This window comes from Xanthobacter aminoxidans, assembly GCF_023571765.1.
GTDB lineage: Bacteria > Pseudomonadota > Alphaproteobacteria > Rhizobiales > Xanthobacteraceae > Xanthobacter > Xanthobacter aminoxidans.
The window spans coordinates 18,514-31,338 of the sequence record NZ_JAMJXC010000032.1 but is presented as its reverse complement, the minus strand read 5'-3'; the positions used below and the strand labels follow the sequence as shown (position 1 = coordinate 31,338).

4 protein-coding genes are annotated in these 12,825 nt (G+C 70.0%); all 4 read right to left on the bottom strand.

The annotated features are described in order from the left end of the window. Positions 1-199 precede the first annotated feature (199 nt). The 4 genes from EJ105_RS26510 to EJ105_RS26495 are packed head-to-tail and all read right to left on the bottom strand — an operon-like array spanning position 200 to position 12,601. Complete coding sequence (locus EJ105_RS26510) at positions 200-961, bottom strand: ABC transporter ATP-binding protein (protein WP_250168704.1); 762 nt, start codon at positions 959-961, stop codon at positions 200-202. Then, the gene (locus EJ105_RS26505; protein WP_250168703.1) at positions 958-2,103 is read right to left on the bottom strand and encodes an ABC transporter permease; all 1,146 of its coding nucleotides are present in this window, start codon (positions 2,101-2,103) and stop codon (positions 958-960) included. The genes EJ105_RS26510 and EJ105_RS26505 overlap by 4 nt, the downstream gene beginning before the upstream one ends. Before the next feature lie 9 nt (positions 2,104-2,112). Further along, positions 2,113-3,303, bottom strand: a complete 1,191-nt coding sequence (locus EJ105_RS26500) for an efflux RND transporter periplasmic adaptor subunit (protein WP_250168702.1) — start codon at positions 3,301-3,303, stop codon at positions 2,113-2,115. Positions 3,304-3,355: 52 nt separating this feature from the next. Next, positions 3,356-12,601, bottom strand: coding sequence for a type I polyketide synthase (locus EJ105_RS26495; protein ID WP_250168701.1), 9,246 nt, complete (start codon positions 12,599-12,601; stop codon positions 3,356-3,358). Positions 12,602-12,825: the final 224 nt, after the last annotated feature.

Genomic DNA, 12,825 nt, shown 5'->3' with positions numbered 1-12,825 from the left:
CGCAGGAAAACCACCAAAGCTCGCACTCGTCGCCATCGCCAGACGCATCGTCGTCACCGCAAACGCCCTCCTACGCGACAACGTCACCTTCCAAACCTGACCAGCCCTCAACACAGTTGCCGGCTCGGCGCTCCGGCTGCGCCGTCGCTGGTCCGGGGCACGGGTTTCGTCCCTCTCCCGGACACCTCCCGGTCACCTTCTACAAATGCCCCGCCACGCCCCCGGCCCGCTCCGACACCATGCGGCCGTCGCTCATCTCCACGATGCGGTCGAAGATGTCCGACCAGCGCGGATCGTGGGTGACGACGCTCACCGCCACCTGCCGCTCGTCGGCCAGCGCGCGGAATACCTCCATCACCTGCCGGCCGCGCGTGCCGTCCAGCGCCGCCGTGGGCTCGTCCGCCAGCAGCAGCACCGGATCGTTGGCCAGAGCCCGGGCGATGGAGACGCGCTGCTGCTCGCCGCCGGAGAGCTGGGTGGGGTAATTGTCCTCGCGCTGGCCGAGGCCGAACTGGTCCAGCAGCTCCCGCGCCCGCTCCCGCGCCAGCTTCGGCCGGACGTCGTTGATCTCCAGCGCGATCTGCACGTTCTCAACGGCGGTCAGGAAGGGGATGAGGTTCGCCTTCTGGAAGATGAAGCCCACATGGGTGCGGCGGAAGTCGCGCAGGCTGTTGAGCTTGGTCTGCGGATCGGCGATGGGCCGGCCGCGGAAGTGGACGACGCCGGTGGAGGGCGGCTCCAGCAGGCCGGCGATCATCAGGAAGGTGGTCTTGCCCGAGCCGGAGGGGCCGACGATGCCGGTCAGTTCCCCGGCGTTCAGCGCCAGCGTCATGTCCGAGAGCGCGGCCACCGCATTGGGGCCGGAGAGGTAGATCTTGCTGGCGCCGCGCACCTCCATCACCACGTCCGGCGACGGCGAGGCGAGGCGGGGGGCCGGGGCAGCTCCCGCGAGGGCGCTCATGCCAGCACCTCCTGCGCCCGCACCCGCATGGCGCGGCGGATGGCGAACCAGCTGGCGAACAGGCTGATGAGGAAGAGGGTGAAGGCGATCCAGGCGAGGTCGTCCGGCAGCAGCAGCACGGTGCGCGGGAAGTTGGGATAGAGGGTGAAGGAGATGGCGAGCGCCACCCCATAGCCCAGCACGCCGATCCACAGTGCCTGTTGCACGATGAGCCCGATGATGACGCGGTCCCGCGCGCCGATGAGCTTCAAGAGGGCGATCTGGTTGATCTTTTCCAGCGTCAGCATGTAGATCGTCAGCGCGATGATGGAGCCCGCCACCAGCAGCGTCATGGCGGTGAAGGCGAGGATCTGCACCCTGAGGCGCCACAGGCGGCCGTTCAGCAGCATGTCGCGCTCCTCGTCCTGGGTCAGCACCTCCACATCGCCCCACGCCTTGATGCGGCGCTGGACCTCCTTCACGTCCGCATTGGGCTTCAGCTCCACCATCACCGCGGCGATGGAGCCGCCATCGCCCATGCCCATGCGCGAGCGGCCCTTGGCGAGCCGGTTCAGCAGCACGGCCTCGGAGGGGAGCACGCGGTTGATGGATTGCGCATCGGGAATGGTGACGAAGAACATGCCGTCGCCGCCCATGTCCACCTGGCCCTTGGTGAGGCCCACCACCGTGTAGTCGTCATGGCCGAGGCGGATCACATCGCCCACCAGAAGCCCGGTGGACTGGTCGGCGATGGCCTCGTAGCGGGTGGAACGGAAGGCGCGCCCGTCGATGAGCGGGATCCAGGCGGCGGAATCCTTCGGATAGTCCACGCCGGTGACGGCGAGGCGCACCGGCTTGCCATCGATCGTGTATTGCTGGTTGTACTGGATGAAGCGGCGGGTGGAATCCACCCCCGGCACGCCCTCCACCCGCCGGTCGAGGTTGGCCGGCACCGCCGAGGTCTCGGCGAAGGGGCCGGAGCGGCCGCCCTCCACCACCCAGAGGTCGGCGCCGATGTCGTTGATGATGAGCAACGCCTCGTGGACGATGCCGCGATAAAGGCCGATCATCCCCATGGTCGCCCCCAGCAGCATGCCGATGCCCACCGCCGTCAGCGCGAAGCGCAGGGCGGAAAAGCGCATGTCCCTCAGGGCGATGTTCATGGGCGCGCCTCAGGGCAGCTTCGTGCCGAGGCTGACCGGCTGGAAGGCGTAGCGCCCGGCCGGAGCCAGCACCACGTCGCCCTCCTTCAGCCCGCGCGTCACCACCACGTTGGAGCCGCTGATGTAGCCGAGCGTCACCGGCGTCCAGGCCGCGCGGCCGCGCTGGGCAAGCCACACGCCGGCCCGGCCGTCGCGGCGGATCACCAGCGATTCCGGAATGCCGATGACCTGCTCCGGCGATTGCGCCTCCACCGCCACATTGGCGCGCTGGCCCATGGCCCAGCTCTCGGGCAGGGAATCCAGCGTGATGTCGGCGGTGAACTCGCGCGTCTCCTGATCCACCTGCCGCGACAGGCGCAGCACCTTGCCGCTCCACACCCGACCCGGATCGGCGGCAAAGGTGATGCGCGCCGGCTGGCCGGCCTTGATGGTGGCGCGGGCGGATTCGTCGAAGCGGGCGGAAATGATGATGGAGGACAGCTCCACCACCTGCATCAGGTTCGCCCCCGGCAGCAGCAGGTCGCCGGGATTGCGCTCGCGGGAGATGACCACGCCGTCCAGCGGCGCGCTGATGGTGGCCTCGCCGAGGCGCGCCTCCAGCACCTTCACATTGGCCTCCTGCGACAGGAGCTGCGCCCGCGCCCGCTCGATGCCGGCCTCCGAGCGCGCCATGTCCGCCTCGGCCTGCTTGAAGGCGGCTTCCGTGGTGGTCAGCTCCGCCTGCGAGGCGGCGTTGAGGCGGACGAGGGTCGTGCGGCGCTCGAACTCGATCTTGGTCTTGTCGAGGACCGCCTGCGCGCGGGCGCGATCGGCCTGCGCCTCCGTCACCATGCGCCCGGCGGCGCTCGCCTCCGCCTGGGCGGCGGCGAGCTGGTTCTGGAGGTCGACGGATTCGAGGCGGGCCAGCACCTGCCCGCGCTTCACCGTGTCGTTGCGGTCGGTCTCAATGACTTTGAGAAAGCCCTGGATACGGCTCGTCACCACCACGCGGTTGATGGCGTCGAGGATGCCGGGGCCGTTGATCTCGAGGCTCATCATCCGCAGGCGCACCTCGTGGTACGCCACCGGCACCGGCAGCACATACCACCAGAAGCCGGCGCCACCCGCCGCGAGAATGAGGAGCATGACCACGGCGAAGCGCCGCCACCCGGCCGAATGGTCGGGCTTGAGGTGAACGGGCTGGACGCGCTCCGGCTTCACGAGCGCCCCCCGCGACGCGCGACGATGGGGGGTGCAAAGTCTTCGAAGAGGCTCACGCGGGCTGCTCCTCGTCCGCATCGACGATGGCGGTGCAGCCGTCGCCGCCGAGTTCCATCCGGTCCAGCACCTCCTCCAAGAGGCCGCGCCCTTCGGCGGGAGTCAAGGCGGTGAGGTCGAAGCCGAGGCGGTAGGCGAGCCCGTCCGTGCTCTGGAAGGAGCGCAGGTCGAACTCGTTGATGGCGTAGCGCATGAGCCGCGAACTGACGGGCGCGACCTTGATGTGGCCGAGGTCCAGCACCTCGCTCTTGCCCTGCCGTTGCAAGGTCGAAGTGGTGGCGCCGCGGGCGAAGCGGTCGGGCGCCTGCATGCCGGTCTGGTACAAAGCGAGATACGAGCCGGCGGCGATCACCTCGTCGTGCACCGCGCCGTCCAGCGCCGCGTACTCGAACGGCACATAGGGCATGGCCCGGTTGAGCTGGTCGGCGAGGCTTGCGGCCAGCGTCTCCAGCTTCGGCAGCGCGCGGGCCGGCGCCCGGAGCAAGGCCGAGCCGGCGACCCAGCTGATGAAGCCGTTGAGCCGGCGGTCCGTGCGCATGGCGGCGGGCACGTTCAGCATCACGTCGTCCACCCCGCCGCGCGCCGCCACCGTCTGGGCGACGGCGGCGATGAGCAGCGCCGTCTCGGTGACGCCGGCGGCCCGGGCACGGGTTTGCAGCCGCTGCTGGCCGTCGGCACTGAGGAAGGCGAACATCTCGCCGGACGGCCCGCCCTGGGTGAGGTCGAAGTTCGGCGCGAGGCCCTTGGCCCGGCGGCCGAAGTGCGGCACCGGCGGCGGGTCCACCGCATAGAGGCTGCGCAGATAGGCGTCGCGCTCGGCCATGAAGGCCGGGTCCGTCGCCCGCTCGAACGTGTTGACGTAGGTCGCGACATCCATCTCCGGCGGCGGCAGCGGGATGCCGAGGAAGGCCTGGAACAGCTCTTCCACGAACAGGCCGAGGGACCAGCCGTCGAACACCGTGTGGTGCCCGTGCGCCACCACCACGTCGCCCTCCGGCCCGCAGCGCAGGACGGTGATGCGATAGGGCGGGTTGGTGAAGGGGTCCATCTCGTCGTCCATGAGGGCGGAGATGCGGGCCTCGACTTCCGCCTCACCGGCCTCGGGCATGTCCTCCACCACCAAAGGCGGCTCGCCGGGGGGCAGGATGAAGACGCGCGGGCGGCCGTCGTCGCCCAGCACGAAGCGCGAGCGCAGCGCCTCCTGCCGCTCCTCCACCAGCTTGAGCGCGCGGCGCAGGCGTTCGAGGTCCATGCGCGGGGTGATGCGGAAGGCGCGGTTGACCGTCCAGGCGGACCGGCAGGCGTGGCCGGTCTCGGGCTTCAGGAAGGAGCGCAGCAGCAGCCCCTGCTTGAGCGACAGCGGCACCTCCCGCTCGCCGCTCACATGCACCGGTGCGGACGCCGCCGCCACCGGCTCGGGCACCCCCGCTGCCGTGCGGCGCAGGGGTTCGGCGGGGGCGTGCCATGTGGCGTCGCAGACGCTTGCGGCACTGCCGCCGAGGGCCTCCAGCGTCGTGGCGAAGGCATCGATAAAGGCCTTCCCGCCACCCGCGTCGAGGGCCACCGTGTCGAGGGCGAGGACAAGGCGCACGCCGTCGCCGTCCGCCATCGCATCCAGCCGCAGCTCGTTGAACGGATCGGCCAGCGCCGCTAGCGGATCGGCGATGCCGAGCGCGGCGAGCGCCGCGGCGGACGCGGCATCCACATAAGAGAAGCCCAGTTGCCGCAGCGCCGCCCCGGCGGCATTGAGCCTGGCGCCGAGGATGGTTTCCAGCGCCGCCATATCGATGGCCCGGTGATCGCGGGCCATGGCGAGGCGCTGGCGGGTGCGGCGCACCAGCCGGTCGGCTTCGCACAGCCGGTCCAGCAGCAGCGGCACGGAGGTGGAGACCGGGCCGAGCAGCCCGTCGCGTCGCGCCGGGTCATGGCACTCGATGGCGAGCGCCGTCGCGCCGTGGCGCGTCGCGAGGGTGCGGGCGAGAGCGGACACCAGCAGCGCCTCCTGCTCGGCGGCCGGCAAGGCGGCGAAGCCGGGCATGGCGATGCGGGCAGAGATGCGCCCCACCGGGCCGCGATTGATGCCGAAGCCGGCCGGCGCCAGCGCCAGCGAGCGCACGCCGGTCTTGAGCGCGGGCGGCACGGCGCGCAGCACTTCCTTCCAGAAGGCGAGATGACGCCCCTGCTCCGGCGCGCCATCGGCCGGACGCCCTTCCACCGCGAAGGCGGTGAAGGGCGCGCCGGGGACGGGTACCGTCTCCACCGCCGCGATCAAAGCGGCGAGGGCGAGATGGGGCGAGAGCGCATCCGCCGCCGCGCGGTGGGCGCGGGCATGGAGCGTGAGCGCGCCATCTTCACCCTTGGAGACGCCGAACCGCCACAGCGGCCCCGGCTGCGTCACCGGGGCGATGGCTTCGGCGGAGGCGACCCATTCGAGATCGGGCGCGCCGTTGAGCACGATGGCGCCGGTCTCGGTGGCGGTGAGGCGCAGGGCGTCTTGCGCCGCCGCGAGGTCGGAGAGCGCCTGCGCGAGCTGTTCGAAGACGAGCCCGGCCGGGACGGCGCGCGAGGCCGCCACCTCCAACGCGCCGCGCACGGCCTGCGTGGTCATGGAGCGGGTGGCGAGGGCCAGCATCGCCTCCTGCCGCACCAGCGGGCGGAAGGCGAGCGGGCCGGCGCTTCCGGCCGCCCCTTCGCCACCGGCCGCGAGGGCTTCCGCGCTGGCCGCGCGGGCCTTCTGCGCCGCCTCGAAGGTGGCTGCCACCACGCCGGAGAGGCCGGTGATGGTGGGCGTTTGCAGGAACTTGGCCACGGGGATGTTCACATCCACATGCGCCTCGATGCGGTTCTTCAGCTCGAAGGAGGAGAGGGAATCCAGCCCCAGTTCCGACAGGCGCCGGTCGGGCGGGATATCGGCGGCGGCCACCTTCAGCACCTTCGCCACCTCGCCGCGGATGAGGTCAGCGAGCATGGCGTCCCACTGCTCGCGGGGGGCGGCGAGAAGATCCGCCTGGATGCGCGAGCGGCCGGCGGAACGCTGCGCCAGCAGCGGCTTCACCCGCCCCGTCGCGGCGGTGCGGGAGAGCGCGCGGGCGATGGCGGACCAGTCGGCGCGGGCGAAGGCGGGGTTCTCCTCCTCCGCGCGCAGCAACGTGCCGAGCGAGGCGGCAGCTTCCGTGTCCGGCACCGGCTTCATGCCGATGCTTTCGAGATAATTGCCCAGCGCCTCGGAGCGGGAGACGAAGCCCGAGCCGGCGATGGAGCCCCACGCCACCGACGAGCCGGCGAAACCCCGCCCCTTGCGGAACGAACCGAGCGCATTGAGGAAGGCGTTGGCCGCCGTGTAGTTCGCCTGTCCGGGGCTGCCGATGACCTGCGCCAGCGAGGAGAAGCTGACGAAGAAATCGAGCTTGGCGCCATGCTTTGCCACCGCGCGGTGCAGGCTCCAGCCGCCACCCACCTTGGGGCGGATGACGCGGCTGATCTGCGCCGCGTCGAGCTGGGCGAGGAAGCCGTCCTCGATCACCGCAGCGCCATGGACGATGCCCTTCAGCGGCTTGTCGGACGCGGCATGCGCGGCGATCACCGCCTCCACCGCTTCCGGGTCGGTGACATCGAGGGCGAGCGGCACCACCTCGGTGCCGCGCGCCGCGATGGCTTCAATGACCGGCGCGGAGTCTTCGTCCGGCGTGCCGTTGCGGCCGGCGAGCAGCAGGCGCCCGGCACCGGCCTTGCTGAGATAATCCGCCACCGCGACACCGAAGCCGCGCAGGCCGCCGGTGACGAGATAGCTCGCCTCGCCCGAGAGCTGCATGGGCTGGGAGAGGTCGATCTCGACCTCTACCTCCGGCTCGTCGAAGGTGAGCACCACCTTGCCGATGTGCTGCGCCTTGGCGAACAGCCGCATGGCATCCGCCGCGCGGGACACCGGGAAACGCGTCGCCACCAGCGGGCGATAGGCGCCGCGCGCCACTTCCGCCTCCACCGCCCGCAGCAAAGAGGAGAGCCGCGCGGGGCGCTCGTCGGCGATGGTGGAGAGGTCGATGACGGAGTAGGAATTGTTGTAATAGAGGGACTTGAGCCCGATGGGCTTGTCCTGCGCGAGGTCGCGCTTGCCGATCTCCACGAAGCGGCCGAACGGCGCGAGGCATTCCAGCCCCTTGTCGATGCCGGCGCCCGAAAGCGCGTTCAGCACCACATCCACACCGCGCCCGCTCGTCGCCGCGCGCACGTCCTCGGCGAATTCGAGGCTGCGCGAGTTCATCACGCAGGTGATGCCCAGCGCGCGCAGATGATCGCGCTTCGCATCCGAGCCGGCGGAGGCGAGGATGCCGGCGCCGATGTTGCGCGCCACCTGAATGGCGGCGAGGCCCACACCGCCGGTGGCGAGATGCACCAGCACCTGCTCCTCGGGCAGCAGGCGGCCGATGTCCACGAGGGAATAATGCGCGGTCATGAAGGCGGCCGGCAGGGTCGCGGCGTCCTTCAGATCCACCGTATCCGGCACATGCATGAGGAAGCGGGCATCGGCGGCGGCGAAGCGGCGCAGGAAGCCCTTGCCCATGCCCATCACCCGGTCGCCGACCTTGAAGCCGGTGACGCCTTCGCCCACCACCTCAATGGTGCCGGCGAATTCGAGGCCGAGATTGCGCCACCACGCGCCCGCCCCGTCCTGCTCGTCCGGCAGGATGGAGGTGGCGGCCATGATGTCGCGGAAGTTGAGACCCACGGCCGCAACCTCGACCACCACCTCGCCCGCCTTGGGGGCGGGGTAGCGGCATTCGCGCAGCACCACATTGTCGATGACGCCGGGCTGGGTCATCGTCACCGTGAGATTGGAGCGGTCGGTTGCCGCCGCGATCACCCGATGCTTCGGCGCCTGGGCGGAAAGCTCGCTCTGGCGCAGGCGCGGCACGAGCCGGCCGGCGCCGCGCAGCACGATCTCCGCCTCCGCGCTCTCCTCCGCCACCGCCTGGGCCAGCGCGACCCCGGCGGCGAAGGCCGAAGCATCGGCGTCCACATGGCGGACGGCGAATTCGGGGCATTCATTGGCGATGGTGCGGGTGAGGCCGAGGAGCGGCGCGTCGGCGAGGCCGTCCGTGGTCATGGCGCCGTCGCCCGGTACCCGCCGCCCGGCCCGGCCGAGCACCACGAGGGTGGGCCGCAGGGGTGCGGTGCGCAGAAGGTCCAGCGCCTTGCCCACCGTGACGAGGCCGTTGGCGGCAGGCTCCACCGCCGCCAGCAGCGCCTCGGTGGAGAGGGCTTCGGGGTCGCCGAGATGTGTGCCGGCAGTGGCGGCATAGATGATGCCAACGAGCCCTTCCGGCGCCGCGAGCATGCCTTCCACCTGCGCCGTGAAGGAGTCCGCCTCCATGGCGAACAGGGGCGCCGGATCCATGGTCTCCACCGTGGAGCCCTGCGCCTCCAGCGCCACCGCCAGTGGCGCGGTCTCGGCGGCATTGCCGCTCACCAGCAGCCAGCGGCCGGTGCGCAGCGGGGCCGGGGTCTTGTCGGCATCGCTCTCATAGGTCTCGTCGATGACGACGGCGCCCTCGCCGGTCGCCGCCTTCAGCGCGCCCAGCGTCTTCACCTGAAGGTTCTCCACCGCCAGAAGCGGCGTGCCGTCCGGGGCGTAGACGCGATAGATGCCGGTGTCGTCGCGCGGATCGGTGAAGAACTCGCAGATGACCTCGCTCGGCAGCGGGCCGGCCACCATCACCTTGCGGATGCCCACCGGGAGCATGAGGCGATACTTGCCGCCCACCTCCTCCATATCAGGCAAGGGCTCGCCGGGGATCCAGAGACCGGCATCCACGTCGTCCACCACGAGGCCCGCCTGCAACACGGAATCGAACAGACCGGGGAAGGCGACGAAGCCGGTGCGCCGCGCCGCCTCGGCGCTGACGATGCGCGCCACCGCATGGCGCGGGCCGGGTAGCCACAGCGCCTCCACCGCCTGGAACGAAGGGCCGTAGTCGAGCCCGTGGCGGGCGGTGAGGCGATAGAAATCCTCCCGCGTGATGGCGGGGGTACCGGAGAGCACGGCCGGGTCGAACGTCGCTTTGGGAAGCGTGAAGGCGTGCTGCCAGCCATAGGCTTCCACGCGCAGGCGCCAGTCCTCGTCGGTGTCGCGCTTGAGCGAAGAGATGCGCAGGCGGCTTGTGACCGGATCGTACGAGGTGCGCAGCAGCACCACGTCGTCGGTGCCAATGGAGAGCGCCTCCATGATCTTGAAGTCGCGCAATTCCACCGGGGCCGCGCCGAACAGCTCGCGCAGGGCCGCCGCCATCATCTCCACATAGCCCACGGTGGGGAACAGGCAGTCCCCGCCGGGGCGATGGTCGGCGAGATATTTGAGGCTTTTCAGCGTGAGCTCGTTGGTCCAGGCCGGCTCCGGCCCGCTCTCGCGCCAGCCGAGCAGCGGGTGGCGGTCGGCATCGAAGAGGAATTGCTTGGCCTCCAGTGGCAATTGCACGAGGCGCTCGTTGGCCCAGGGGCGGCGCGGCAGGGCCAGATGCTCCGCGCGGGCGGGGGCGTCGGCCTCCGCATCCTTCGCCGCCTCGGTCCAGTCGAAGCCGACGCCGTTCACATAGAGGCTCGCCATGGAGCGGGCCATGACGAGGCGATCATCGCCCTGCCGCTCCAGCGAGGGCACGGCCACCACGGCGGCGTTGCGCTCCTGCGCGATGCCGTGGATCAGCGGCGTCACCGTGCGGTGCGGCCCCAGCTCGAGGAAGGCGTCGATGCCGAGATCGAGGCAGAAATCGATGGCCTTCTTGTAGTTCACCGGCTGGCGCAGATTCTGCCACCAGTATTCGCTGTCGAACCGCGTCTCCAGCATGGCGGTGACCGTGGAGACGATGGGGATGGACGGCGGCTTCCAGTCGATCTCGCCCAGCCCTGCGCGGAACTTCGCCTCGCAATCGTCGAGGTGGGGCGAGTGCCAGCCGAAATCCATGGTGAGGCGGCGGGCGGTGACATCGGGGAACAGCCGGCGCACTTCGGCGAGCACCGCGTCCACCGGCGCTTCCATGCCGGAGATGGTCTGCGCCGTGGGGCCGTTATAGGCCGCCACCACCACGCTGCCGTCATCCGGCAGGAGGGGCGCGAGCTGGTCGTAGGTGACGCCCAGCGTCGCCATGGCGCCGCGCCGGGTGCTGCCGTGGGGGATGAGGCCACGGTGGTAGATGATCTTCGCGCAGGTTTCGAGATCGATGCAGCCGGCGATGTAGGTGGTCGCCACCTCGCCGAAGCTGTGGCCCACCAGCAGTTCCGGGGTGAGGCCGCGCTCGCGCCACATGCGGTAGAGGCCGACCTGCATGGTGAAGATGGAGGCCTGGGTCACGTCCGCATCGTTGATGCGGGTCTTGTCTTCGGCCTTCAACACCTCCTCCACCACGGACCAGCCGGTCCACGGCTTCAGCACGGCGTCGAACTCCTCCACGAAGGCGCGATAGGTGGGCTCGGACGTGAGCAGCTTGCGGCCCATGGCCCACCATTGCCCGCCCTGCCCCGAGAAGGTGAAGGCGAGCCGGCGCGGGCGGGCGCGACCGGTGATGATGTAGGGCGCGACGACCTCCGCCTCCTCGGCCGGCGCATCGGCGCCCAGCGCCAGCATGCGCAGCTTGTACGGCAGATCCTGCGCCGCGCGGTCGGCGAGGAGCACGGCGCGCTCGCTGAGATGGTCGCGGCTGGTCTTCAGCACCTGCGAGAGGTTGTCGTAGGCGACGCCGGACAGCGCGCCGCCCTCGTCCACCGCCTCGGCCAGTTCCTCCGCCCAGAGCGCGAGCGCCGGCTTGCCGTTGGCGGAGAGGGGGATGAAGGCGGGATCGTCCGACGGCAGCGCCCGCGCGGGCGCTGCCTTCGCGGGCCGTCCCCCGCCGTGCCAGCTCTCCACCGCCACCGAGGCGTTGGTGCCGCCGAAGCCGAAGGAGTTCACCACCGAGAGGCGCACCCCGTCCTCGGCATCGTAGGGGGTCGGCTCCACCGGCACTTTCAGGCCGAGGGCGTCGAACGGGATGTTGGGGTTCGGCCGCTCGAAATTCAGGTTCGGCGGCACGATGCCGTGGTGCGCCGAGAGCACGATCTTGATGAGGCCGGCGATGCCGGAGGCGGATTCCAGATGACCGAGATTGGGCTTGAAGGAGCCCACCAGCACCGGCCGGTCCACCCGCCCCGCGCCGAACACGCGGCCGATGGCGCTCGCCTCAATGGGGTCGCCCACCGGCGTGCCGGTGCCGTGCGCCTCCACATAGCCCACGTCCTCCGGATCGATGCCCGTCTGCTCCAGCAGGCTGTTGAGCATGGCCGTCTGGGCCACGTCGCTCGGGGCGGTGAGGGTCGGCGTGCGGCCGTCCTGATTGACCGTCGAGCCGCGCAGGACGCCATAGATGCGGTCGCCGTCGGCCACCGCGCGGGCGAGGGGCTTCAGCAGCACGAGGCCGCAGCCCTCGCCGCGCACGAAGCCGTCGGCGCGGGCGTCGAAGGTGTAGATGGCACCCGTCGCGGACAGCATGTTGGCGCTGGAGAAGGCGACGAACGGGCCGGGGTCCAGCATCATGTTCACGCCGCCGGCCAGGGCCACATCGCAGGTGCCCATGGAGAGATGGCGGATCGCCTGGTCCACCGCCACCAGCGCCGAGGAGCAGGCGGTGTCGAGGGCGATGCTCGGGCCGGTGAGGTCGAGCCGGTGGGAGATGCGGTTGGCGGCGATGGAATAGGCCGATCCGGTGCCGGCGAAAATATCGGTGGCGACGCGCCGGTAGCGCTGGGAATAGCTGAAGTCGGACGTGGAGATGCCGACGAACACACCGGTGCGCTTCTTCTGCAGCGTGCGCAGGGTGATGCCGGAATCCTCGACGGTCTCGAACGCCACCTGCAGCAATAGCCGCTGCTGCGGGTCCATGGACATGACCTCGCGCGGGGCCATGTCGAAGAAGGCGGGATCGAAGTGGAACACGTCGCCGGTGAGGAAACCGCCCCATTTGGAATAGGAGCGCCCGGCGCATTCGGGGTCCGCATCGTAATAGTTGCGGTAATTCCAGCGATCGGCCGGAATTTCCCGGATGCCGCATCGTTTGCCGACGAGGAAGGACCAATAGTCGGCCCCGCTGGCGATGCCGCCGGGAAAGCGGCAGCCGATGCCGACCACGGCGACGGCCAGGGATTCGGTGAGCCGGGGTTCGGCAAGCGTGTGGGAGGCGACGGCTTTTAGCTCGCCGTCGAGCAGATCGACACTGTCCATCGGAAGCGCCCCTTCCGTGTGATCCCGCACCGCAAAATAGGCTCATACCAAAAATGTTGTCATCACCAATTCTTGAGTGAACGCATAAATACTTTTAAATGGTATTATAATACGAAGTATATTTACCAGACTACCGGTCGTTCTGCTTCATTCCCGGGCAGCGTGAATGAAATGAGTGCGCCAATACTGAAGCTTGCCCGCGGCCACACCTCCCTGCGGTTGTG

Bases quoted from the DNA above. Each gene is read 5' to 3' on its own strand.
- EJ105_RS26510 (WP_250168704.1), bottom strand. From the start codon at position 961: ATGAGCGCCCTCGCGGGAGCTGCCCCGGCCCCCCGCCTCGCCTCGCCG.
- EJ105_RS26505 (WP_250168703.1), bottom strand. From the start codon at position 2,103: ATGAACATCGCCCTGAGGGACATGCGCTTTTCCGCCCTGCGCTTCGCG.
- EJ105_RS26495 (WP_250168701.1), bottom strand. From the start codon at position 12,601: ATGGACAGTGTCGATCTGCTCGACGGCGAGCTAAAAGCCGTCGCCTCC.